The organism is Pseudomonas syringae pv. tagetis, assembly GCF_022557255.1.
In the GTDB taxonomy this organism is placed as follows: domain Bacteria; phylum Pseudomonadota; class Gammaproteobacteria; order Pseudomonadales; family Pseudomonadaceae; genus Aquipseudomonas; species Aquipseudomonas caricapapayae.
On the sequence record NZ_CP092923.1, the window covers coordinates 5,626,452 to 5,650,151 of the forward strand.

Here is a 23,700-nt window from a genome sequence, read left to right on the forward strand (position 1 = left end):
AATGTGGTGGATGAGCAGCAGGTCAAGCTATTTGGCTCGCCCAAGGAACGGCTGGATTTCTATCGGCGCGAAATCCATTACGAAACCACCAACCTGTCCAATCGCACCAACGCCTATTTGTCGGCGCAGTCATTTCTGGTAATCGCCTACGCATCGTCAATGGCGAACATGAACACTGCCTGGGGCGTGATGTTCACGCTGGTGGTGCCGCCGATGCTGGCATTGCTGGGGCTGCTCAGTACGCTGTTCGCCTGGCCGGGCATTCGGGCAGCATGCGACATCATTCAGCACTGGCATCACAAGCAGTCTCAGTTGCTGCTCAGCGAGCCTGTTATCGGCCTGACCTATGATGACTCGCCATTGTTCAGCGATTGGGAGTCCAGCGAAACAGGGCCGAAAAAGTCTTTGCTGTTCTCCAAGCGCAGCCCTTGGCTGTTCAGCTTTTTCTGGATATTCCTCGGCGGGTTCGCAGTGTTTGTTCAGTTGATTGCGGACTGAGTCAGGTGCGGCCCTGTCATGTTCTTTGACGTGACTGACAGACTTGGGATGGGTAGATGTGACGGAGAGCGTCAGGGAAGGTATGCCCACGCTGGAGCACGAACGGTGTTTCAGTCATGCATTTTCGGCGATTATCCAGCCCTCTTCGCGAACAAGTTCGCTCCCACGGCCTCCGGCCAGAATCAAAAGCAGACTTGTATAGCGATGAGCGCTGGAGCATGGGCACGATCAGGAGTCGGGCGACGGCCTTTGCCAGGCCGCCTCCCTCAGATCAGAAAACGTTGATCGGGTAGTCGACGAAGATACGCGTTTCATTGCCTTCGCTGTTGTACGCCAATGCATCGTCCGAGACGCGCAGGAACGAATTGCGCAGGCGGATCGAGAGGTCTTTGGCCGGTCCGCTCTGGACCACGTAGGTCAACTGACTGAAGATCTCGCGTTCGGTGCCATCGCCGCTGCCAGCGGTGCCGTCGTCGATATTGTCACCGCGTACGTAGGCTGCCTTGTAACTCAGGCCGGGCAGGACCAGGCCGGACAGGTCGACGCCGTAGGCAGCCTGCCATGAACGTTCGTCCTTGCCGTTGAAGTCGGACCAGTAGGAGTTGGCGAGGTAGATGGTGTTGCCGCCATCACCGTAGCCGCCATCGTTGCGATAGCCACCGTAGGCGTAGCCCATGTCACCGGTACTGCGCTGGTGCGCCAGCGTGAACGAGTGGATGCCCACGGCCCAGGTCGCGGCCAGGCTCCAGATCTTGTTGTCACGCGCATCGCTGGTGGTGAAGTCCTTGTCCAGCTTGGTCTTGTAGCCGTTGAAGTCGAACGTCAGTGACTGGTCTTTCGGCAGGGCGAAGACGTAGTTCAGGTTCAGGTACTGCTTCTTCAGTACGTCTTCATTGTCGGAGGCGTAGAACGCGGCACTGAATTCATCGGTGAACTTGTAGCTGGCACCGTAGACGTTGATGCTTTTCAGATCACCGCTGTCGCGCCCCTCGGCGCTCTTGCGCGCTTGCTGGGTGAAACGCCCGGCAACCACTTCAAGCCCGTCAATCTCTTTGGAGGTGATCAGAGTGCCGGTATAGCTTTCCGGCAACAGGCGGGAGTTGTCGTAACTGAGCACCGGCAACTGGGGCATCTGGTCACCGTACTTGATGACGGTGTTGGAGATACGTGCCTTCAACGCCGCGCCAGCGCGGGACAGGTCATCAGCGGCAGCACCGCTGTCACCCTGTTTGAAAAAGTCGATGCCGCCATTGCCGCTGCGACCCTTGCCGCCATCCAGACGAATGCCGTACAGCGCAAACGCGTCGACGCCGACACCTACGGTGCCCTGAGTGAAACCGGACGCGAAGTTGCCCATGAAGGCCTGGCCCCATTCGGACTTGTCTTCACGGTCGTTCTTGTAGTCGCGGTTGATGTAGGCGTTACGCAGGTTGACGGTCAGCCTGCTCTCTTCGACGAAACCCTTTGCATCTGCCTGTCCCTCGGCCATGGCCTGACTGGCACTGATGATGCCCAAAGCGAGCATGCCCATACGTTTGTTAAGCATCTTGTCTTCCTTTATCTGCAAATTTGACACGCGCTGCAGCGACAGCCAATGGCTATCGGGGCCTCCAGCCTCTGAACAAGCAGTATAGAGGGGGACGCGAATTCATCGCAGTGGACTGCCGATGCACGACGTAAAGGGTTGGGCCGCAGGCGGTGGGACGCGAATCCTAGTCCCGACGCATGGAGGTGTCAAACACGCAGATGGCCGGCCCAGAGCGGCGCAGCCAGAGTAATGCAGGTCAGTCAGCGCGCTCGGTCAGAACGCGGAGCAATGCTTCGAACTCGGCATCGTTGAACAGACCTGCCGGGTAACGCTGTAACAACATTGCGCGAACATCCGGTCTGGATTTCACGGGCCTGGTCGTCCTTAACCAATCCGCCACTAACTGGCGGGCCTCGTTACTGAGTGAAGCAGAAAAACCACGAGCATGCTGCTGGTTCATACCTGCGTTCATAACGAAAACCTCTTGATTTCATGAGGGGCTAAATCTACTCACGCCATGTGACAGTCAAGCTAAGAAAACGAACGTTTACCAACCTGCTTCAGGAGAAACGCTTCGCGCATCTGTTACAGGATGTTACTCGACAGGTAAAAACAAAAAGCCCATCGGGTGATGGGCTTGATACAGCAAGAAAGGGACCACTCGGCCCCCGTCGGATGTTACTAGTTATTTCGGACTAGGCTTTACAAGGGGCAGGTTGCTGCTGCGTGAGGCAGTGAATATTACCGCCACCCAGCAGCAATTCACGGCCAGGTGCCATCACTATCTCGTGCTCTGGAAACAGCTTTTGCAGGATCTCACGGGCCTTTTCGTCCATCGGATCGTCGAAACTCGGCGCGATGATGCCGCCGTTGACGATCAGGAAATTCACGTACGACCCGGCCAGACGCACCGAAGGGTTGCGTTCCTGACTGCCGTGCACCTGATCGACGCCTGCGCATTCTTCTTCTGTGGCGAACAATGGGCCTGGAATCGGCATTTTATGAACGATGAATGCGCGCCCTTTGGCATCCAGGGTGTTTTCCAAAATACCCAGCGCAGCATGGCAGCGTGCATAGTTGGGGTCTTCGGGATCATCGGTCCAGGCCAGTAACACTTCGCCCGGACGGATGTAGCAGCAGAAGTTATCCACATGCCCGTCGGTTTCGTCGTTGAACAGACCATCCGGCAGCCAGACCACTTTATCCACAGCCAGGTAATCACCCAGGATCGTTTCGATCTGTTCGCGGGTCAGATGCGGGTTGCGGTTGCGATTGAGCAGGCACTCTTCGGTCGTGATCAGTGTGCCTTCGCCATCGACATGGATCGAGCCGCCTTCCAGGACAAAGCCTTCGGTGACGTAACGTGGGCAGCGCTCGATTTCCAGTACTTTGCTGCCCAGCTGAGCGTCCAGGTTCCACGGCGCGTACAACCCGCCATCGAAGCCACCCCAGGCATTGAACTCCCAGTTCACGCCGCGCACTTCACCACGGTCATTGATGACGAACGTCGGACCGCTGTCGCGTACCCAGGCGTCGTTGCTGCTCATTTCAACAACCCGGATGTTCGGCATGTCCAGCCGCGCACGTGCGTTGTCGTACTGCGCGGCGGACACAGCCACGGTAACCGGCTCAAAGCGAGCGATGGCCTTGGCGATTGCGACGTGTGCAGCCTGAGCAGGCTTGCCGCCCAGGCGCCAGTTGTCCGGACGCTCGGGCCAGACCATCCAGATCTGGGTCTGAGGTGCCCATTCGGCCGGCATGTGGAAACCGTCGGCGCGTGGCGTGCTATTGAGCGTGGTCATGGCCATCAAGACTCCAGCGAACCGTCGAGGGTCTTGACCGCACCGTAAAGGTTCGGACGGCGATCACGGAACGTGCCCCAGGCGCTACGGATATGCTCCAGCTCGTCCAGGTCGAAGCTGTGGACCAGTACGCCTTCTTCGGTCTCGTTGAGTTCGGCGACTTTTTCGCCGAACTGATTGGCGATGAACGACGACCCGTAGAAGGTGATGTCGTAGCCGTCCTGCTCTTCGTTGCCGATGCGGTTGCTGGCGATCAGCGGCATCAGGTTCGCGCCGGCATGGCCTTGTTGCACACGCTGCCAGTGGTCACGGGAACTGATGGTCTTGTCGTGTGGCTCGCTGCCGATGGCGGTCGGGTAAAACAGGATTTCCGCACCCTGCAATGCCATGCTGCGCGCGCACTCCGGGAACCACTGGTCCCAGCAGATACCGACGCCGATTTTCGCGTAGCGGGTCTGCCACACCTTGAAGCCGGTATCGCCCGGATTGAAGTAATACTTTTCGTGGTAGCCAGGGCCGTCCGGGATGTGGCTCTTGCGGTAAATGCCCAGGTTGGTGCCGTCTGCATCGATGATCGCAATGGTGTTGAAGCGCGCACGCCCCGCCAGTTCGAAGAAGCTGATCGGCAGCACGACCTGCAGCTCTTTGGCGATCTTCTGGAAGTGCTTGATTGCCACGTTGGATTCGATCGTGGTCGCCAACTGCAGATAGTCCGGGTTCGGCTTCTGGCAGAAGTACGGGGTTTCAAACAGCTCCTGAATCAGGATGATCTGTGCGCCCTTGGCGGCAGCTTCACGCACCAGCTTTTCAGCGGTCTCGATGTTGGCTTCCAGATCCCAGGAGCAGGCCATCTGGGTTGCAGCGACGGAAACGATACGGCTCATGAAAATATCTCCAGGGGCGGTTGCAAAAGGACTTATCACCATAGCAGACAGGCGATGACGATTATGAACGCCTTTATAGCGGATATAAATCGGCATTAAAAGCTTATAATATGAATTCTTCGTATTATTTTGTGAATTTTGCCGATATTAATCTGCCTAATATTTATGACGGCGCTCATTTCTCCGAGATGGGTCTCAGGAACCACCTATTGTGCCCATGCTCTGCGCGGGTATGCCCTTCTGGACGCTCTGCGTCCTCTATTCCAGTTCGCGCAAAACCTTCGATACGTTATCGACGAAAAAGTCCACGCTTTGGCGGGTGGTGCACATCGGGGGTTTGATTTTCAGGATGTTCAGGTAATCGCCAGTCGGCTGCATGAAAATGCCCAGTTCGCGCAAGCGCTCGCAAAGCTGTGCGGTTTCTTCTGTGGCGGGTTCCAGCGTCTGACGGTCGCGGACCAGTTCCACGCCCAGGTAGAAGCCCATACCATGCACCGCGCCCACCAACGGATGTTTATCGGCCAGCGCCTGCAGACGCGCTTTGAAGTGATCGCCCACACGCCGGGCATTGTCCCAGAGCTTTTCTTCCTCCATGACGTCCAGCACGGCCATGCCGATCCGGCAACTGACCGGGCTGCCGCCTGACGACGAGAAGAAATAGCCCTCGGCTTCCAGCGCCTCGGCAATCTCACGCCGGGTAATGACCGCGCCCAGCGGGTGGCCGTTGCCCATGCCCTTGGCCATGCTGATGATGTCCGGCACCACGCCCTGCTCCTCGAAGCCCCAGAAGTAATGCCCCAGCCGGCCATAGCCCACTTGCACTTCATCGGCAATGCACACGCCACCGGCCGCGCGGATCTTTTGATACACCTGTTGCAGATAACCCGGCGGCAAGGAAATCCCACCCGCGTTGCCATACACCGGCTCGCAGATAAAGCCCGCCACTTGCCGCTGCTGTTCAGCCAGCATTGCCAGCACCTGATCGACACTGCGCACATACTCCGGCGCGCTGTCAGCCCCACGAAAAGGCCCGCGATAGGTGTTGGGCGCGGTGACTGGATGCACCCAGTCCGGGCGTGTGCTGAGTGCCTGCGGGTTGTCGGCGATGGAGGTTGAAATGGCGTCGGTCGCCACCGACCAGCCGTGATACGCCTCCAGCACACTGAGCATGTCGCGCCCACCGCTGTAGGCCCAGGCCAGCCTGATCGCGAGGTCGTTGGCCTCGGTGCCGCTGTTGACCAGAAACACGCGGTCCATGCCCTCGGGAGCCAGCTTGAGCAGACGCTCGGAGAACTCGGCAATCGCCGCGTAATGAAAGCGCGAGTTGGTGTTGAGCAGCGACCACTGGCGAGCCGCTTCGTGGGCCATGCGCGGGTGACCATGGCCGAGCACAGCGACGTTATTGAGCATGTCCAGGTAGGAGCGGCCCTGCATGTCGATCAGATGATTGCGCCAGCCACGCTCGATCTGCGGCGGGGCCTGGTAGTAGTGCTTTTGCGAGCGGGCAAAGCTGGCATCGCGGCGCGCCAGTAACTGCGCGGAATCTTCAAGCGTCGGTGCATCACAATCGAAACCCAGCAGGCCCGATGGCGACGGGCACACTGTGCGCCAAGCTGCTGCCCAGGCAGGCGTGGCAAACAGCGGTGGGTTAAGGTCTGCCGCTGTGCACAATTGCAGCAGCAACGAGCCGCCACACTGCCCGATCATCTGGCCCGCCAGCACTCCGTCCTGCCACGCAGGCTCGGGCAGCACGCCCCACAGTTTCAAACTGATGCCGTCCCCGGCCAACAGCACCGCCGCATCAGCCGTCAGCCGCAGGATGCCGTTGAACGGTGCATGCAGCGGCGTTTCGGCGGGCACATGCAACTCAACATGCAGAGCGAAGGTTTCAGGCTGTTGAGCGCTGTCGGGCAAGGTGCGCGACAGGCGGTACTCACCGAAACGACTGGCCGCCAGGCCCTTGTACCCGGCGGCTTGCGAAAGCAGATATTCATCAATACCGCTTTGCTCCCAGTTGCCTGCCACGAAGTGTTCGCTGAGCACACCCAGATCCACCACTGCCGGTGCGAGCTCTGCCAGGCCAGGCAGCAAGGGCGAAAAGGCAGGTTGCTCGACAGGCGGCACATCCACGCCCACCGACTGCAGAATTGCGGCTTCCATCAGGCTCATCGGCACTGAGGTGGCGACGTCGAAGATGTTCCACTCCCCGGCGAGGTTAGCCTGGATATACGCGTTGTCAGGCTCGACGCTGGCCTGTTGTTCGCTGCTCAGCACAAGCACCGCAGACCGCGCGACGATCAACGGCCAGAGCGCCTGCAATTCCTCGGTTTTCAGTGGATTGAGGGCGTGATAGGCACCAATCGCCGGCAGGATGTACAGCGGGTCACCCTCGGCATGGTGCAACAGCGCCGCGCAGGTTACCGACAGGTCCGCCACTCGCCACGTACTGACCAGATCGCCGAAATCAATCAGCCCCTGCATTTGCCAATGCTGCCCGGCATCGCGCAGCCAGACGACGTTGTGTTCGGTGATATCCAGGTGCACCGCCTGTATCGGCAATGCAGCAATCAATGGCAACAAACGGCGATGGGCCTGCTCACCGGCTTCGATCACACAGGCGCGGGCATCGGCGTCCTCGATCACCGGCAGCAGATGCTTGATCAACGCATGGGCGTGGCGCGGGTCCCATTGCAGAATGCGCTCCAGGCCAGGGTGTTCGAAATCGGCCAGCGCTTTGTCCACATGAGCGCAGAGCTCACCCAGCCCGATCACCACGTCACCGCTCAAATAACCGGCATGCCCCAGTGACTGCCCGTCGATGAATTCCAGCAGGCGAACATGCACCGCCTGCCCGTCGATCTCGATAGATAACAATTGCTTGGTGTCATTGGCACCGATCACGCCGGGCACCCTGACCGCACTGTAGCGATTGAGGTGGTGCAGCGCTGCGTGCTGAGCATTCAGCTCGGCGGCCGAGTAAGCGCCGTGGCAGATTTTCAGCACATAGCGCCGCGTGTCTGTTTCAAGCAGAAAATTGCGATCCTGCTGGCTGCCCAGCGCTTTCAGCGTACCGCTCAGCCCGTAATGCTGTGCGAGCAATTGCAGCGCCTGGTCCACGCTCACCTCGGGGCAAGGCAGACTGGAGCGGCGAATGAGCGTGGCGAGCGGCATGGATTACCTCGATCTTGTTGTCAGGCCCCGGCTCGGCGAGCAAGGCGGCGCAGGCGGTCGCGCAACTATAAGGGGATTGCACGGGTATTGCGCTGCACCGCCAACGCGCACGAGCACCTCAGGTCGGAAAAACAACTGCGGTTTTATTCCATTTCCTGCTCGGGTTTAATGGTCTGATCCCGTCAGACGCGCTCAAGCAGCTATGCTGCATTACTTCAAAAACACACAAGAAGGTCAGTTCATGCGAATACTCGTTACCGGGGGCGCAGGTTTCATCGGATCGGCATTGATCCGCCACCTGATCAACAACACCGAACACGAAGTGCTGAACTTCGACAAATTGACCTACGCGGGCAACCTTGAATCGTTGCAATCGATTGCCACCGACACGCGCTATGAGTTCGTCCAGGCCGATATCTGTGATCAGGCCAGCGTCAGCGCAGTATTGGAAAGGTTCGCGCCGCAGGCGATCATGCACCTGGCGGCTGAATCCCACGTCGACCGCTCCATTGATGGCCCGGCCGAGTTCATCCAGACCAACATCGTTGGCACCTACAGCCTGCTGGAAGCCACTCGCGCCTACTGGCTTAAACTGCCCGACGCTCACCGTCAGGCGTTCCGCTTTCACCACATTTCCACCGATGAGGTGTATGGCGACCTGCACGGCGTCGATGATCTGTTCACCGAAACCACGCCTTACGCGCCCAGCTCGCCCTATTCCGCGAGCAAGGCCGCGTCCGATCATCTGGTTCGCGCCTGGCATCGCACCTATGGCCTGCCGGTGGTGGTGACCAACTGCTCCAACAATTACGGACCGTTCCACTTCCCCGAAAAGCTGATCCCGCTGGTGATTCTCAACGCCCTGGCGGGCAAGCCCCTGCCGGTGTACGGCAATGGCCTGCAAGTGCGCGACTGGCTGTACGTCGAAGATCACGCTCGGGCACTTCTGAAGGTGGTCACGGAAGGTGAAGTCGGCGAGACCTACAACATCGGTGGTCATAACGAGCAGAAAAACATCGACGTCGTCCGCAGTATCTGTGCGCTGCTCGATGAACTGGCCCCACAGCACCCGGCAGGCGTCGCGCATTACAGCGACCTGATCACCTACGTGGTCGACCGCCCGGGCCACGATCAGCGTTATGCCATCGATGCCGGCAAGATCGACCAGGATCTGGGCTGGACGCCCGAAGAGACTTTCGAGTCCGGGTTGCGCAAGACGGTGCAGTGGTATCTGGATAATCTGGACTGGTGCCGCAGGGTTCAGGACGGCAGTTATCAGGGCCAACGCCTGGGCTTCACCGACCCGAAGGACCTGATTGCCTGATCGCCATGCTTTTCGACCGTCACGTGTGCGTGCAGACTGTCGAACCGCCACCATTTACTGAAGATTGCAGGGGAAGCCACGTGAACGTAGTCGCAACAAAATTGCCGGAAGTCCTGATTCTGGAGCCCAAGGTATTCGGTGATGATCGAGGCTTTTTCTATGAGAGCTTCAACGCCAGGGCTTTTCAGGAAGCCACCGGCCTGACACGGCAGTTCGTGCAGGATAACCACTCGCGCTCGCAACAAGGCGTACTGCGCGGCCTGCATTATCAGATCGAGAATGTTCAGGGCAAACTGGTGCGTGTCACTGTCGGCAAGGTGCTCGACGTGGCCGTGGACATCCGCCGCAGCTCGCCGAACTTCGGTCAGTGGGTCGGCGTGGAGCTGTCCGCTGAAAACGCCCGCCAACTGTGGGTTCCGGAAGGCTTTGCGCATGGCTTCGTGGTACTGAGCGAGCATGCCGAGTTCCTGTACAAGACCACTGATTACTACACGCCATCAGCCGAGCGTTGCATCGCCTGGGACGACCCGGAGCTGGCCATCGACTGGCAATTCGCTGGCAACCCCAGCCTGTCGGCCAAGGATCAGCAAGGCAAAAGCCTGAAAGAAGCCGATCTGTTTCCTTGAACCCTTGACCACAGGCCCCGGTGCAATGTCCGGGTGCCTGACGGGTCGGCGGCGGGCATAATACGCGCCTGATGCCCACGTCAGGATCGACCGGGTGTTTCTGTTGCCTGTACCGGCCCTGGCGTCGGCAGGCATCGCCAACCCTTCGGCGACGGCCAATCGATGACCATGACCTCTGCTGCTCTGCCGCCCCGTCCACGCTGGCGCAGCCTTGCCCTTCTGGCGATCTGCCTGGCGCCGTTGCTGTGGCCGCTCGAACACCTGGCCGAACGTTATTACCGCAGCGTACTGGCAAACCAGAACCGTCAAACCCTGGACCTGTACGTTGCCAACCTGCTCGGCACCCTGCACCGTTATGAAACCCTGCCGCAGATCCTCGGTGACCTGCCTGCCTTGCGCGGTGCACTGGCGGCACCGGGCGACACCACCACCCTGAAAAACGCCAATCGCCTGCTCAGCGAGATAACGCGCCAGACCGGTGCCGACGTCATGTACCTGATGGACGCCAACGGCCTGACCCTGGCCGCTTCGAATTCGGATCAGAAAGACAGCTTCATTGGCCGCAATTTCTCCTTCCGGCCTTATTTCATCGATGCGCTGGCGGGCAGAACCGGGCGTTTCTTCGGCCTCGGCACCACGTCGGCCAAGCGCGGTTACTTTTTTGCCGGTCCGGTGCGCGATGGTGACCGGGTGATTGGCGTGCTGGTGGTCAAGGTCGATCTGGACCACACCGAAACCCTGTGGGGCAAGACGCCCGAGCAACTGCTGCTGACTGACCAGAACGGCGTGGTGATCCTCACGTCCAACCCCGAATGGCGCTTTCGGGCAACACGCGATCTGACGGATGACGAGAAACAGGCCATTGTCGCGATTCAATCCTACCCGACCCGCGATCCGCGTCCCTTGAGAATTGATGAGCACGCCTGGCTGACCCAGACCCAGGCCATCGAAGAAACTGGCTGGAACGTGAACATCCTCGCGCCCCGCGCCCTCGTCGACCGTCAGGTACGTACGGTGGTGGCGATTGGCGGCGCGGCGCTTCTGGTGCTGATGCTGTTGCTCGGCCTGATGATGCAGCGCCGCCGCCATTATCTGGACCGCATCGCGTTCGAGGCCAAGGCGCGTCGCGAGCTGGAGATGCGCGTTATCGAGCGCACCAGCGATCTGGAAGGGCTCAACAGCCGCCTGCGCCAGGAAGTGCTGGAGCGCGAACAGGCGCAGCAGGAGCTGGTTCAGGCCCAGGACGAATTGGTCCAGACCAGCAAACTGACAGCACTGGGGACGATGTCGGCGAGTATCAGCCATGAACTGAATCAGCCTCTGGCGGCCATCCGCAGTTACGCCGAAAACGCCGAAGTGCTGCTTGATCATCAGCGCACCGAAGACGCGCGCGGCAATCTCAAGCTGATCAGCGAACTGACCGGGCGCATGGCGTCGATCATTGCTCACCTGCGCGCCTTTGCCCGCCGCGACCGGCACGCGCCTGAAAGCGTGGCGCTGCAGCCGGCGCTGGACGATGCGCTGGCGTTGCTCGCCAAGCGACGTCGCGCCATGGAAGTCGAGCTGATTCGCGACTTGCCGGACGCAACGCTGTGGGTGCAGGCCGGTGAAACCCGGCTGCGTCAGGTGCTCGGCAATCTGATCGCCAACGCACTGGACGCGCTGACCGAAAAAGGCCCGCCGCGCAGGCTGTGGATAAGTGCCGAGCAGACCGCCGAGGGCGTCAACCTGTACATTCGTGACAACGGCCCCGGCTTTTCTCAGGAAGCACTGGCGCGGGCCCGCGAACCATTTTTCACGACCAAGACCCGCACCCAGGGGCTTGGCCTGGGTCTGGCGATCTGCGATACGCTGATGCGCGCACTGGGCGGCGAGTTGCTGTTCGCCAACCACCCGAGCGGCGGCGCAGTGCTCACCCTGCGCCTGCGTGCCGGTGCTTCCGGGGCCAATCTTCAACCGCCAGAGGACCTTTCCGCATGAGTTCGGACATAGCCATCGACAGCCAGATTCAGGTGGTGCTGATCGACGACGACTCGCACTTGCGTCAAGCACTGCGCCAGACGCTGGATCTGGCGGGCCTGAACGTTCTGTCGCTGTCCGAAGCCACAGGGCTGGCCGAGCGCATCGGCCGCGACTGGCCGGGCGTGGTGGTCAGCGATATCCGCATGCAGGGCATGGACGGCCTGGAACTGCTTGACCAGCTTCACGCACAGGACCCTGATCTGCCGGTGTTGCTGATCACCGGTCACGGCGATGTGCCATTGGCGGTCAAGGCCATGCGCGCCGGTGCCTACGACTTTCTGGAAAAACCCTTCGCCAGCGATGCCATGCTCGACAGCGTGCGCCGCGCCCTGGCGCTGCGCCGTCTGGTGCTGGATAACCGCAGCTTGCGTCTGGCCTTGAGTGATCGCCAGCAATTGAGCACGCGCCTGATCGGTCAGTCAGCGCCGATACTGCGTCTGCGCGAGCAGATCGGGGCATTGGCCGGGACTCGTGCCGACGTGCTGATCCTTGGCGAAACCGGCGCGGGCAAAGAGGTGGTCGCCCGCGCCCTGCACGACCTGTCCAACCGCCGCAGCGGCCCGTTTGTGGCGATCAACGCCGGGGCACTGGCTGAATCGGTGGTCGAAAGCGAGTTGTTCGGTCATGAGCCGGGGGCCTTTACCGGCGCGCAAAAACGCCGCATCGGCAAATTCGAATTTGCCAATGGCGGTACGCTGTTTCTTGATGAAATCGAAAGCATGAGCCTGGATGTGCAGGTCAAACTACTACGCCTGCTACAGGAACGCGTGGTCGAGCGGATGGGCAGCAATCAGCAGATCCCGCTGGACATCCGCATCATTGCAGCGACCAAGGAGGATTTGCGTCAGGCCGCCGATCAGGGCCGGTTCCGGGCGGACCTGTATTACCGGCTGAACGTCGCCTCGCTGCGCATTCCGCCGTTGCGCGAACGGGGTGAGGACGCGCTGATGCTGTTCGAACACTATGCCGATGCCGCGAGCATGCGCCACGGCATCCCCAAGCATGAACTCAAACCGGGTCAGCGGGCGCTGCTGCTGCGTCATAACTGGCCGGGCAACGTCCGTGAACTGCAAAACGCCGCCGAACGCTTTGCACTGGGCCTGGAACTGGAGCTGGAAGGCGCTGATGCAGAGCAGGCCCCACCGCCCGGCGGAGGGCTGAGCGATCAGGTGGAAAGCTTCGAACGGGCGTTGATCGCCGCCGAGCTGGCTCGCCCGCACAGCTCGGTTCGCAGCCTGGCGGAGGCGCTGGGAGTGCCGCGCAAGACCCTGCACGACAAGCTGCGCAAGCACGGCCTGACATTTGGCGACAGCAGTGGAGCGTCCGATGACAACGATTGAACCTGGACATGATCCAGCCAGCGGGCTGGAACAGGTACTGCACCACGACATTCCGCTGACCCGCGAAATGGGCATGCGTGTGATTGACTGGCACAACCAGGCATTACGCCTGCATCTGCCACTGGCACCCAACGTCAATCACAAGAGCACGCTGTTTGGCGGCAGCCTGTACTGCGGCGCCGTGCTGGCGGGCTGGGGCTGGCTGCACCTGCGGCTGCGCGAAGTCGGGATCACCGATGGGCATATCGTGATTCAGGACGGCCAGATCAGTTATCCACTGCCCGTACGCACCGATGCCATCGCACGGTGCGATGCGCCAGAGCCGGCGCAGTGGGACAAATTCATCACCACTTACCAACGCCGAGGCCGCGCCCGCCTGACGCTGCATACCTACATTACCGCGCAGGACAGCGAAGATCAGGCCGTGAAGTTTGTCGGGCAGTTTGTGCTGCACAGATGAAACTTGTGCGCAGTGGATTCACTGGTCTCAGCGTTGTAAGTAGGCCTGTGTGCGAACCGGGCGACGCTTCGCTTGTTCGCGAAGACGTCGTTTCAAGCATTGGATCTGCTAAGGATGCACCAGCCCTTTCGCGAACAATGCGGACGCGGCCCCGGCCGCTCCTACGCCCGCTGGGCAGAAGCCTTGTAGCCGACCTCAGGACTACGCCACAGATTTCCACGCTTTTGTAGGAGCGAACTTGTTCGCGAAGGCGCTATTCCTGACGCAGGAAATGTATCGACTACACCGCCCTCTTCGCGAACAAGTTCGCTCCTACGCCCGCCGGGCAGAAGCCTTGAAGCCCGCCTTCAGGACTGCGCCAGCACCAGCAGTTTGTCGCGCCATTCGGCGTTGGCTGGCAGGGCCAGAAAGAACGGGTTGAGCAGCGATTCGCGTGCCGGGTAGCTGAACGGTTTACCGTCGAGTTGCAGCACTTCTCCACCTGCGCCCTCAAGCACACCTTGTGCCGCAGCGGTGTCCCATTGCGAGGTCGGGGCCAGTCTCGGGTAGCAATCGGCAGCGCCTTCGGCCAGCAGGCAGAATTTCAACGAACTGCCGATGTTGGTCAGTTGCAAATGCCCTAGCCCGTTCGACAGCCCAGCCAACAGATGCTCCTGTTCGGGGCTGGAATGACGACGGCTGGCGACCACGGTAAACGTCTGCCCCTCACCCGGCTGATTGCGCACTGCAATCGGCTGGATGTGGTCAATGTCGTCGCTGCGCCAGGCGCCCAGACCGGCACCACCGAAGTAACAGCGGTTATTGGTCGGCATCGACACAACGCCAAACACCACACGACCGCGCTCGATCAGCGCCACATTGACGGTGAACTCCTCACTGCCGGAGATGAACTCCTTGGTGCCGTCCAGCGGATCGACCAGCCACCAGCGCTCCCAGCTTGCGCGCTCGCTGAGGGGAATGTCGGCATCCTCTTCGGAGAGCACGTGGATCTCCGGGTCAAGCGCCTGCAGACCCTCGACCAACACCTGATGAGCTGCCAGATCGGCGGCCGTTACGGGCGAGTCGTCGGTCTTGGTGGTGACGGTGACATTGGCGCGCCAGAAAGGCAGGATCACTTCCCCCGCCAGTCGTGCCAGTTCAATCACCGGAGCGAGCAGTGGATGCGGCAGGTTTTGTAACGAATCGGTCATGGCTGGAACAATCCACGCTGGGTCAGCAGGTCACGGGTGAGGTACAGCGCCGCCAGCGCCCTGCCTTCGCTGAACTGGGCATTCTGTGCAAGGCTGGACAGCTCCCGCAGGTTGATCCGGTCGACCCGAATCGGCTCGGGCTCATCGCCCTCCAGCCGCTCTTCATAGAGATCGGTGGCCAGAACCACCTGAATTTTCTGGCTCATGTAGCCGGGAGACAGCGACAGCTCGGTCAGCAGCTCCAGTTGCCGGGCACCGAAACCGGCTTCCTCCTTGAGTTCACGATTGGCAGCCGCCAGCACGTCTTCGCCCGGCTCGATCAGGCCCTTGGGCAAGGACAACTCGTAGGCATCGGTACCACCGCAGTATTCTTCGATCAGCACCGCGTGGTCGGCATCGAGCATGGCCACGATCATCACCGCACCGGGGCCGGTCCCCCTGCTGGCCAGACGCTCGTAGGTCCGCTCGACGCCATTGGCAAAGCGCAATTGCAGCTCTTCAACGCGGAACAGACGACTGCTGGCGACGATTGCACGGGCAAGTACGGTAGGTTTCTGACGCATGACAGGCTCCTTTACATGAACGAGGTACTATACCGAGCTTTTCCCGATGTCTGTGTCGGATATGCTCACCCGCTACCAACCCCCTGACGAGGCCAGAATGCTTTCCATGCCCTGGAGCGAAATCGATACCGTCCTGCTGGATATGGACGGCACGTTGCTCGACCTGCATTACGACGAACACTTCTGGATGCAGCACCTGCCGCAGCGCTACGCAGAACTGCATGGCATCAGTTTCGCCATGGCCTGGCTGGAATTGAAACCACTGTTCGAAAACAACGCGGGCACGCTCAATTGGTACTGCCTGGATTTCTGGAGTGCCGAGCTTAAACTTTCGGTTCGCGACCTGAAACGCGAAATTGCGCACATGATTGCGCTGCGCCCTGACGCCGAAACCTTTCTCGCCGCCATCAAGAAGGCTGGCAAGCGGGTGATCATGATCACCAATGCGCACCGGGATTCCTTGTCGCTGAAGATGGAGCGAATCGAGCTGGCACCTTATTTCGAGCGTCTGATCAGCTCTCACGATTACGGCTTCCCCAAGGAAAGCCAGCATTTCTGGGACGCCTTGAAGGCCGAAACCGCGTTTGATCCGGCACGCAGCCTGTTTATCGACGACACCTTGCCGATCCTGCGCAGCGCCCGCCACTTTGGTGTAGCCCATTTGCTGGCTGTCAGCCAGCCCAATAGCCAGAAAGGCCCAAAGGACACCGAAGAGTTCGCCGCAGTGGACGACTACCGCGAGCTTATCAAGACGTTGTGAGGCTGACAGATGCCCACTCGCAAGTGAGCACCTGCTTCAGATCACCTGGGGATACGAAGCTTCTGACCCGGATAAATCCTGTTTACGTCCTTGAGCATCGGTTTGTTGGCTTCAAAGATTTTCTGGTACTGATTGGCATCGCCGTACACACGCTTGGAAATGGCGCTGAGCGTGTCGCCCGACTGCACCTCGACATATTCGGATTCAGCAGTCTCGCCGCCCGCAACCGTCATTCGGTCATCGACTTTATCCACGCCATGAATATTGCCCAGCGTCATGACAATCTTTTCCTTTTCCTCCTGATTGGCGACCTGGCCTTCGACGATGACAGTGCTGCCGACGACTTCGATATGAACATTGGGATTGCCCAGGCCCACCTCGGAAATATGCTTTTTCAATGCGTCTTCTGCGCTGGCATGGTTTGACGTCAGTGCGTCCAGAATTTTCTCGCCTGCTTCTTTCAGGAAACTGATAAGGCTCATGTTCTGGATCTCCGTACGTAGGTTTTCAGGGGTATTGGTAAAAGTGTAGCCCTTGTAAACCGCGGGCTGCAGGCTTCCGACCAACGTGGCTCGACCAGGGCTCGGCCTGAAAGCGTAGAATCGGCTGCCTGGACTGCCATCGGAGTGAATATGGACATCAAGCAACTTAAGTTTCTGATCGCCCTCGATGAAACGAGGCACTTCGGCCAAGCGGCTGCGCGTTGCAACATCACCCAGCCCACCCTGTCGATGCGTCTTCGCAATCTCGAAGAAGAGCTTGGTTTGCCTCTGGTCAATCGTGGCCAGCGTTTCGAGGGTTTTACTGCACCAGGCGAGCGCGTATTGGCCTGGGCGCGCACCGTGCTGGCAGCGTACGACGGCCTGCAGGCTGAAGCGGCAGCCTGCCGCGGCCATTTGGTCGGTACACTGCGTCTGGGTGTGGTGCCGCTGTCGAGCTTCGATCCGCTGCCATTGCTGCACCGCCTGCATCAGATGCACCCCAACCTGCGCTTTGAGTTGTCGTCACTCAGCTCCGAGCAAGTGCTTGAACAACTGGCGAGCAATCGTATCGATCTGGGCGTTTCATACCTGGAAAGACTGGACAATGAGCGCTTCGACTCGCTGACCCTGGACGACACGCGCATGGGTCTTCTGTATGACCGCCGGCATTTCACGTTCGGTGATGCCCCCTTGAGCTGGGCCGACCTGATCGAACTGCCGCTGGGCACGCTGACCAGCGGCATGCATTTTCGCCAGTCCATCGATCACAACTTCCACAGCCGCGGTCTTCACCCTAATCCGTTGATACAGACCGATGCCGTTCATCAGTTGCTGCAAGCCGTGCATGGTGGTTTCTGCTGCGCGATCATGCCACTGGACGGAGGCCTGGAGACGCTTACCGAACATTTGCGCCTGCATCCGATCGCCGATGCCCGAACGCTGGCCCGGCTGGGACTGATCATGCGCCGCAGTGCACCACGCTCGGCACTGGCCGAAGCCTGTTTTGCGCTGGTAGCAGAAATACCTCGTTGACGTACTGATCGACGTCATCTATCGGCACATCAGCATTTGCGATTAGACGATACCCGGGAAGACGCCTAATCTTGTAGATGTCAATCTGCCGGTATTTAAGCCCATGCACGTCACGCGCAAGGTCAGCTCGGCGCCCTCTCCTGCGCCGGTCCCCGAAGCAAGCCAGTTTTACAGCTACTCGAACCTCGAGGGGCAGGACTCTGCGCGCAATGCGCTGGCCGAAGAAGTGGCACTGGCCATTGCCTACAATGGCATCAGCCAGGCGGTCATGCTGGTCAGCCCGAGCGATCTCGAAGACTTTATCGTCGGCTTCAGCCTGGGCAGCGGCATCATCGCCTCGCGTGATGAAATATATGACTTCAAGCTCAGTGGTTGCGGCTCGGCCATGCAGGCTGAGGTCGAGATTGCCAGCCGCGCGTTCTGGGAACTCAAGCAGCAGCGCCGGCAACTGGCGGGCACCAGTGGCTGCGGGCTGTGTGGCGTTGAAGCAGTCGAGCAGGCATTACCCGACCTGAATGTATTGCCGGGTGCACCGTTGCCGCCGATCGAATGGCTGGAGGGCCTGCGCCAGCGCATCGGTGAGTTCCAGCCACTTGGCCGCCATTGTGGCGCTGTACATGCTGCCGTCTTCATGGACAGCAACGGCCAGTTATTGCTGGGCCGCGAAGACATCGGCCGTCACAACGCGCTGGACAAGCTGATCGGCGCGCTGATCCGTCAGGACATTCCCATGGCCGGCGGCGTTGCCATCGTCACCAGCCGCTGCAGCCTGGAGCTGATTCAAAAAGTATTGCGCGCCGGCATCCAGACTCTGGTCAGCCTGTCTTCGCCCACCGGCCTGGCCCTGCAATGGGCCCGCCGTCACAACCTCAATTTAATTCACCTGCCGCAGCACAGTGCGCCGCGGGTCTATAGCCCTGCGATGGAGATTCAAGCGTGAGCACTCATCATCAAGCCGACAAGACACCTACCCCCCGCTACAAGCCATACAAAGGTGCGGCAGGCGGCTGGGGCGCACTGATCAGCGTGACCCAGGCCTGGCTGGGCAGCGACAACGCGCTGAAAAACCTGCGCATGATGCTCAAGACCAACCAGAACGGCGGCTTCGACTGCCCAGGCTGCGCGTGGGGCGATTCGCCGGAAAGCGGCATGGTCAAGTTCTGCGAGAACGGTGCCAAGGCCGTCAACTGGGAAGCCACCAAACGTCGTGTCGACCCGGCCTTCTTTGCTCGCTATAGCGTCAGCGCACTGTTGGAGCAGAGCGACTACTGGCTTGAATATCAGGGCCGCCTGACCGAACCAATGACCTATGACGCGGAAACCGATCGTTACAAGCCGATCAGTTGGGACAACGCGTTTGCACTCATCGCCAAACACCTGAAAAACCTGCCCAGCCCGAACATGGCCGAGTTCTATACCTCCGGCCGCGCCAGCAACGAAGCTGCGTACCTGTATCAGCTGTTCGTGCGCGCCTACGGCACCAACAACTTCCCGGACTGTTCGAACATGTGCCACGAGGCCAGTGGCGTAGCGCTGTCGCAAAGCGTCGGCGTGGGCAAAGGCACCGTGACGTTCGAGGATTTCGAACACGCTGATGCTATCTTCGTCCTTGGCCAGAACCCCGGCACCAACCACCCGCGCATGCTGGAACCTCTGCGTGAAGCAGTACAGCGCGGAGCGCAGGTGGTGTGTGTCAACCCGCTCAAAGAGCGCGGCCTGGAGCGTTTCCAGCACCCTCAGCACCCGGTTGAAATGCTCACCAACGGTGATCGCCCGACCAACACGGCGTACTTCCGCCCTGCGCTGGGCGGTGATATGGCGCTGTTGCGCGGCATGGCCAAGTTTCTGCTGCAATGGGAGCGCGAGGCGCAGCTCAACAATGCGCCTTCCGTGTTCGATCATGCATTTCTCAATGAACACACCGAAGGCGTGCTTGAGTACCTGGCCGCCATCGATGACACGTCCTGGGACGAGATCGTCGAGCAGTCCGGCCTGGCGCTGGCTGACATCGAACAGTCGGCACGCATGTACGCCAAGGGCAAGAACGTCATTATGTGCTGGGCGATGGGCATCACCCAGCACCGGCATTCGGTCGCAACCATTCAGGAAATCGCCAACCTGATGCTGCTGCGCGGCAACATTGGTCGCCCTGGTGCCGGTCTGTGCCCGGTGCGCGGTCACAGTAACGTGCAGGGCGACCGCACCATGGGCATCAATGAGCGCCCACCGGTATTCCTGCTCGATGCACTGGAAAAACGCTTCCAGTTCAAAGTGCCTCGCGACAATGGCCACAACGTGGTCGAAGCCATTCACGCCATGGCCGAGGGTCGCGCCAAGGTGTTTATCGCTCTGGGCGGTAACTTCGCCCAGGCGACACCGGACAGCCATCGGACTGCCGAAGCCCTCAGCAACTGCGACCTGACCGTGCAGATCAGCACCAAACTCAACCGCAGCCACCTGTTCCACGGTAAGGATGCGTTGATCCTGCCATGCTTTGGCCGTACCGACATCGACATCCAGGCCAATGGCCCGCAAGCGGTCACCGTGGAAGATTCGTTCAGCATGGTGCACGCCTCCAACGGCCAGTTGCAGCCTTCTTCCAGGCAGATGCGTTCAGAGCCAGCCATCATCGCGGGCATTGCCAACGCGACGCTGGGCAAGAACCCGGTGGACTGGTTGTGGCTGGTGGAAGACTACGACCGGATTCGTGACCTGATCGCCGACACCATCCCAGGCTTCAAGGACTTCAACGAGCGCGTCAAGAACCCGGGCGGTTTCTACTTGGGCAATGCCGCCGGTGCGCGCCGCTGGAACACCGCTTCGACACGCGCCAACTTCAAGTCCAACGCGCTGCCGCTGAGCCTGATTCATGAGGACATCAGTTCCACGGGGCAGATTCCCGACCTGATCATGCAGTCGATGCGTTCGCACGATCAGTACAACACCACCATTTATGGCCTGGATGATCGTTATCGCGGCGTAAAAGGTCAGCGTGACGTGCTGTTCGTCAACGAGGCCGACATTATCCGTCTGGGCTTCCAGCCGGGTCAAAAGGCCGATCTGATTTCGATCTGGAGCGACAAGCGCGAGCGCCGTGTCAAAGGCTTCACCTTGCTGCCGTTCGACATTCCGGCCGGTCAGGCTGCGGCCTATTACCCAGAGGTCAACCCACTGGTGCCGCTGGAAAGCGTTGGTGACGGCAGCAGCACCCCGACGTCGAAGTTCGTGGCCATTCGTCTCGAGCGTTCGGCAGAGTCGGCCCGCATCCTCTGACGCTTCCCTGAAAGACGCCCACAAAAAAGGCCCGTTTCGCTTGAAACGGGCCTTTCGCAAGTAACCTCAGACTGTTTTTTTCAACTTAAGTTCCTCAGCTAAAACAATAACTTAGCAAGTTGTGTTGCAGTCGTGTTACTCGTCGGAATTGCATTGCTACATTCTTCACTTGACACCAAGATCGCGCCGTCATCCCTATGAGATTCCATACATGAAGTATTCCTCGATACTGTTGTTGTCTTTTGCCTTGATCAGCGGTGCAGCCTCTGCAGGCAGCCTTGAAGCAGGTGCAGGCGGAGCATTGGGTGGGGTACTCGGTTCGGTCGTCGGTCAACAGCTCGGCGGCAGCACAGGTTCAGCGATTGGCGCAGGTGTTGGTGGTGCTGCCGGTGGCGCGGTCGCTGCAGACCGTCGCAACCGAACAGAAGCAGCTATCGGCGGTGGTCTGGGCGCAGCAGGTGGTAACGTGCTGGGTCGTAGCGTCGGCGGCAGTACCGGCAGCCTGATCGGCTCGGCGGTAGGTGGCGGCGGCGGTGCCGCGCTTGGTAACTACATGGGCAACGAAACCCGTAGCGACGATCGCCGCTACCGTGGCGGCCGGGACGATCGTCGTGACTACCGTGGTCATGGCCACCGCCCGAAACACCACGGCCATCGCCGTCATCGTGACTGATACGACTGTTAGCTGATGCATCAAAACCGGCCGCCCTTGAGCGGCCGGTTTTCATTTCGTCTACCGCACTGCCTGCACCCACGTCCTGACCTGCGCGTACGGATAATCTTCCAGCACGGCAAACCCGCTGGTCGCGCGGGCCTTGAGCCTGGTGAACAACGGCACGCTGATGCCGCACAGGAAGCGCGTCAGGCAGTCGGCACCAGGCGGCTGGCCGGTGTAGTCTTGGTGCTTGTGGATAAATTCGCCGCACAGCTGCTGAAAGTCCCGGCTTTCCAGTGGCTCCAGTGCGGGCGGCTCAGGAAGATGGGCAACCTCACCGTGACAGACTGAGCAGTGACCGCATTGCTCGGGCGCGTTGTAATCGCCGAAGTAGCTCGCCAGCCGATGAGTCAGGCACTGGTCGCTGGAAAATACCTCCAGCATGGCGTGAATGCGGGCAACTTCGGTGGCTTCGTGGTGGGCGAAGTAATCGTACAATTCGAGACTCAGCGCCTGCGGGTCAAAGTCGCTGCGCAGCACGCTGTAGACCTCGGTCATCTGTTTGCTTTCGAGCTCGATCCAGCCCTTTTCCTGAAAATAATCCAGCGCCTTGACCACCCGCCCGCGCTCGGCACCGTATTGCTGGTACATCGCGTCGAAGTTGACCGTAGCCCAGGTCCGCGCCCGGCTGGACGTGTCAATCAACGCCTGAACGAATGCACGCCGCTCGCCCTCGAAACGCGCCATCAGATCATGCGGCTGAAGCAGAAACTTGAAGCGGTACTCGGCAAAGTACGCGTAACGCGGCGCAATGATCCCGCGCAGCTCCAGTTGCACCAGCAAGGTCTTCAACGGCAATTGACGGATATTGCTGAGATCGGCCAGCGGCCCCAGCAAAAACTCCCACTGCCCTTCATGACGGGCACCGAGCAGATCTTCCAGCACACGCGCAATGCCCTCGCGCTCCGGCGTGTCGCCATACACAAAGTTCTCCAGCACATTGAGACTGTCGCGGTTGGCCAGCACCAGACAATCCGAGGCGGCACCATCACGCCCCGCCCGGCCGATTTCCTGGCTGTAGTTTTCAATCGACTTGGGCAGGTCCAAATGTACGACGTTACGGATGTCGCTCTTGTCGATCCCCATCCCGAACGCGATGGTTGCCACGATGCAGTTCAGACTACCGCCCATGAAACGTTTCTGGATCGACTCGCGCTGATCGTTGGGCAGTCCGGCATGGTAAGCACTGGCGGGCAGGCCATTCTGTTCCAGGTGCGCCGCAATGTGTTCGGCTGTCTTTTGCAGGGTCACGTAAACGATGGTCGGCTGCTCGCGTCGCCCATTGAGCCACTCCACCAGCAGGCGTCGTTTGTCACGTCCACTTACCGGCTTGACCCACAGCTGCAGGTTGGCGCGGTAGAAGCCGGTGGTAATAACATCCTCGGGGGCGATGGCAAATTTGTTCTGCATGTCTGTGATGACGTGCGGGGTCGCCGTGGCGGTCAGGAGCAATGCCTGGGGAATGTTGAATTCGCGCTGGTAGTCCGGCAGCTTCAGGTAGTCGGGGCGGAAGTTATGCCCCCATTCCGAGATGCAGTGCGCTTCGTCGACCACCAGCAATGAAATCGGCACCTGGGCGATGAAATTGCGGAAACGCTCGTTCTTGAGACGCTCGACTGAGATCATCAGGATCTTCAGCGCTCCGGAGCGCGCTCGCGCCATGACGTCGGCCACATCATCGCGGCTCTGCGCAGAATCAATGCTTGCTGCCGAGATGCCGTGGCGATGCAGGAAGGCGAGCTGGTCCTGAATCAACGCCAACAAGGGTGAAACCACCAGCGTCAAATTGGGCAGCAGCAACGCAGGTAATTGGTAACATAGCGACTTGCCTGAGCCGGTAGGGAAAATCGCCGCAGCCGAACGGCCTGCCAGCACGGCACTGATTGCGGCCTCCTGACCTGGACGGAACTGCGTGTAACCAAAAACCTGCTCAAGACGCTGGTGCATGTGTTGCCCATCCATCAGTCAAATAAAACGGCCCCAACCTTAGCGTGATGCACCAAAGGCATACAGCACCGATGCGTTACAGA

The 23,700-nt window shown here is 60.0% G+C and carries 19 protein-coding genes; 11 read left to right on the forward strand and 8 right to left on the reverse strand.

Translation table 11 applies throughout. The features are described from left to right. The first annotated feature begins 3 nt into the window (after positions 1-3). Positions 4-498, forward strand: a complete 495-nt coding sequence (locus tag MME58_RS25215) for a hypothetical protein (protein ID WP_054985237.1) — start codon at positions 4-6, stop codon at positions 496-498. A 271-nt stretch (positions 499-769) separates the two neighbouring features. Here the strand turns inward: MME58_RS25215 and MME58_RS25220 are convergent, their stop codons facing one another. The 4 genes from MME58_RS25220 to MME58_RS25235 form a co-directional block, all read right to left on the reverse strand. Then, positions 770-2,044 (reverse strand): OprD family porin, encoded by a 1,275-nt coding sequence (locus MME58_RS25220; protein ID WP_055007194.1) that lies wholly within the window; start codon positions 2,042-2,044, stop codon positions 770-772. Between the two features lie 677 nt (positions 2,045-2,721). After that, entirely contained in the window at positions 2,722-3,828 is a 1,107-nt protein-coding gene (gene aguA / locus MME58_RS25225; RefSeq protein WP_054985238.1) for an agmatine deiminase, read from the reverse strand. A gap of 5 nt (positions 3,829-3,833) precedes the next feature. Further along, positions 3,834-4,712: an N-carbamoylputrescine amidase gene (aguB, locus tag MME58_RS25230; protein WP_054985195.1), complete on the reverse strand. Its 879-nt coding sequence runs from the start codon at positions 4,710-4,712 to the stop codon at positions 3,834-3,836. A 258-nt stretch (positions 4,713-4,970) separates the two neighbouring features. Next, positions 4,971-7,883 carry an aminotransferase gene (locus tag MME58_RS25235; RefSeq protein ID WP_055007195.1) on the reverse strand — a complete coding sequence of 971 codons (2,913 nt, stop codon included), beginning with the start codon at positions 7,881-7,883 and terminating at the stop codon, positions 4,971-4,973. Positions 7,884-8,124: 241 nt separating this feature from the next. Between MME58_RS25235 and rfbB the strand changes: the two genes are divergently transcribed. From rfbB to MME58_RS25260, 5 genes are all read left to right on the forward strand, one after another. Then, positions 8,125-9,207 carry a dTDP-glucose 4,6-dehydratase gene (rfbB, locus tag MME58_RS25240; protein ID WP_055007198.1) on the forward strand — a complete coding sequence of 361 codons (1,083 nt, stop codon included), beginning with the start codon at positions 8,125-8,127 and terminating at the stop codon, positions 9,205-9,207. 80 nt (positions 9,208-9,287) lie between these two features. Beyond that, positions 9,288-9,833: a dTDP-4-dehydrorhamnose 3,5-epimerase gene (gene rfbC, locus MME58_RS25245; RefSeq protein WP_054985197.1), complete on the forward strand. Its 546-nt coding sequence runs from the start codon at positions 9,288-9,290 to the stop codon at positions 9,831-9,833. A gap of 168 nt (positions 9,834-10,001) precedes the next feature. After that, positions 10,002-11,813: a sensor histidine kinase gene (locus MME58_RS25250; protein WP_371913027.1), complete on the forward strand. Its 1,812-nt coding sequence runs from the start codon at positions 10,002-10,004 to the stop codon at positions 11,811-11,813. Next, on the forward strand, positions 11,810-13,195 hold the full coding sequence (locus MME58_RS25255; RefSeq protein ID WP_054985199.1) for a sigma-54-dependent transcriptional regulator: 1,386 nt from the start codon (positions 11,810-11,812) through the stop codon (positions 13,193-13,195). Before MME58_RS25250 ends, MME58_RS25255 begins: the two co-directional genes overlap by 4 nt. Then, positions 13,182-13,655, forward strand: coding sequence for a YiiD C-terminal domain-containing protein (locus MME58_RS25260; protein WP_055007197.1), 474 nt, complete (start codon positions 13,182-13,184; stop codon positions 13,653-13,655). Before MME58_RS25255 ends, MME58_RS25260 begins: the two co-directional genes overlap by 14 nt. 347 nt (positions 13,656-14,002) lie before the next feature. On the opposite strand, the gene cysQ is transcribed toward MME58_RS25260, so the two are convergent. Continuing rightward, the gene (gene cysQ / locus MME58_RS25265; RefSeq protein ID WP_054985201.1) at positions 14,003-14,845 is read right to left on the reverse strand and encodes a 3'(2'),5'-bisphosphate nucleotidase CysQ; all 843 of its coding nucleotides are present in this window, start codon (positions 14,843-14,845) and stop codon (positions 14,003-14,005) included. Then, the gene (nudE, locus tag MME58_RS25270; RefSeq protein WP_005734101.1) at positions 14,842-15,408 is read right to left on the reverse strand and encodes an ADP compounds hydrolase NudE; all 567 of its coding nucleotides are present in this window, start codon (positions 15,406-15,408) and stop codon (positions 14,842-14,844) included. The genes cysQ and nudE overlap by 4 nt, the downstream gene beginning before the upstream one ends. Positions 15,409-15,505: 97 nt before the next feature. On the opposite strand from nudE, the gene yrfG reads away from it, so the two are divergent. After that, the gene (gene yrfG / locus MME58_RS25275) at positions 15,506-16,168 is read left to right on the forward strand and encodes a GMP/IMP nucleotidase (RefSeq protein WP_054985240.1); all 663 of its coding nucleotides are present in this window, start codon (positions 15,506-15,508) and stop codon (positions 16,166-16,168) included. Between the two features lie 41 nt (positions 16,169-16,209). On the opposite strand, the gene lysM is transcribed toward yrfG, so the two are convergent. Then, the gene (gene lysM / locus MME58_RS25280) at positions 16,210-16,650 is read right to left on the reverse strand and encodes a peptidoglycan-binding protein LysM (protein ID WP_054985202.1); all 441 of its coding nucleotides are present in this window, start codon (positions 16,648-16,650) and stop codon (positions 16,210-16,212) included. 150 nt (positions 16,651-16,800) lie between these two features. On the opposite strand from lysM, the gene MME58_RS25285 reads away from it, so the two are divergent. The 4 genes from MME58_RS25285 to MME58_RS25300 all read left to right on the forward strand — a co-directional run bounded on the left by MME58_RS25285 (position 16,801) and on the right by MME58_RS25300 (position 21,628). Further along, the gene (locus tag MME58_RS25285) at positions 16,801-17,682 is read left to right on the forward strand and encodes a LysR family transcriptional regulator (RefSeq protein ID WP_054985203.1); all 882 of its coding nucleotides are present in this window, start codon (positions 16,801-16,803) and stop codon (positions 17,680-17,682) included. A 103-nt stretch (positions 17,683-17,785) separates the two neighbouring features. Beyond that, positions 17,786-18,622, forward strand: a complete 837-nt coding sequence (fdhD, locus tag MME58_RS25290) for a formate dehydrogenase accessory sulfurtransferase FdhD (protein ID WP_054985204.1) — start codon at positions 17,786-17,788, stop codon at positions 18,620-18,622. Beyond that, positions 18,619-20,955 (forward strand): FdhF/YdeP family oxidoreductase, encoded by a 2,337-nt coding sequence (locus MME58_RS25295; protein ID WP_055004910.1) that lies wholly within the window; start codon positions 18,619-18,621, stop codon positions 20,953-20,955. The genes fdhD and MME58_RS25295 overlap by 4 nt, the downstream gene beginning before the upstream one ends. Before the next feature lie 211 nt (positions 20,956-21,166). Then, positions 21,167-21,628 carry a glycine zipper domain-containing protein gene (locus MME58_RS25300; RefSeq protein WP_054985206.1) on the forward strand — a complete coding sequence of 154 codons (462 nt, stop codon included), beginning with the start codon at positions 21,167-21,169 and terminating at the stop codon, positions 21,626-21,628. A 60-nt stretch (positions 21,629-21,688) separates the two neighbouring features. On the opposite strand, the gene MME58_RS25305 is transcribed toward MME58_RS25300, so the two are convergent. Then, the gene (locus MME58_RS25305) at positions 21,689-23,617 is read right to left on the reverse strand and encodes a RecQ family ATP-dependent DNA helicase (protein WP_055004911.1); all 1,929 of its coding nucleotides are present in this window, start codon (positions 23,615-23,617) and stop codon (positions 21,689-21,691) included. Positions 23,618-23,700 lie beyond the last annotated feature (83 nt).

Bases quoted from the DNA above. Each gene is read 5' to 3' on its own strand.
- MME58_RS25255 (WP_054985199.1), top strand. From the start codon at position 11,810: ATGAGTTCGGACATAGCCATCGACAGCCAGATTCAGGTGGTGCTGATC.
- fdhD (WP_054985204.1), top strand. From the start codon at position 17,786: ATGCACGTCACGCGCAAGGTCAGCTCGGCGCCCTCTCCTGCGCCGGTC.
- aguB (WP_054985195.1), bottom strand. From the start codon at position 4,712: ATGAGCCGTATCGTTTCCGTCGCTGCAACCCAGATGGCCTGCTCCTGG.
- MME58_RS25300 (WP_054985206.1), top strand. From the start codon at position 21,167: ATGAAGTATTCCTCGATACTGTTGTTGTCTTTTGCCTTGATCAGCGGT.
- MME58_RS25285 (WP_054985203.1), top strand. From the start codon at position 16,801: ATGGACATCAAGCAACTTAAGTTTCTGATCGCCCTCGATGAAACGAGG.
- nudE (WP_005734101.1), bottom strand. From the start codon at position 15,408: ATGCGTCAGAAACCTACCGTACTTGCCCGTGCAATCGTCGCCAGCAGT.
- cysQ (WP_054985201.1), bottom strand. From the start codon at position 14,845: ATGACCGATTCGTTACAAAACCTGCCGCATCCACTGCTCGCTCCGGTG.
- MME58_RS25220 (WP_055007194.1), bottom strand. From the start codon at position 2,044: ATGCTTAACAAACGTATGGGCATGCTCGCTTTGGGCATCATCAGTGCC.
- lysM (WP_054985202.1), bottom strand. From the start codon at position 16,650: ATGAGCCTTATCAGTTTCCTGAAAGAAGCAGGCGAGAAAATTCTGGAC.
- rfbB (WP_055007198.1), top strand. From the start codon at position 8,125: ATGCGAATACTCGTTACCGGGGGCGCAGGTTTCATCGGATCGGCATTG.
- MME58_RS25260 (WP_055007197.1), top strand. From the start codon at position 13,182: ATGACAACGATTGAACCTGGACATGATCCAGCCAGCGGGCTGGAACAG.
- MME58_RS25305 (WP_055004911.1), bottom strand. From the start codon at position 23,617: ATGCACCAGCGTCTTGAGCAGGTTTTTGGTTACACGCAGTTCCGTCCA.
- yrfG (WP_054985240.1), top strand. From the start codon at position 15,506: ATGCTTTCCATGCCCTGGAGCGAAATCGATACCGTCCTGCTGGATATG.
- MME58_RS25250 (WP_371913027.1), top strand. From the start codon at position 10,002: ATGACCTCTGCTGCTCTGCCGCCCCGTCCACGCTGGCGCAGCCTTGCC.
- MME58_RS25235 (WP_055007195.1), bottom strand. From the start codon at position 7,883: ATGCCGCTCGCCACGCTCATTCGCCGCTCCAGTCTGCCTTGCCCCGAG.
- aguA (WP_054985238.1), bottom strand. From the start codon at position 3,828: ATGACCACGCTCAATAGCACGCCACGCGCCGACGGTTTCCACATGCCG.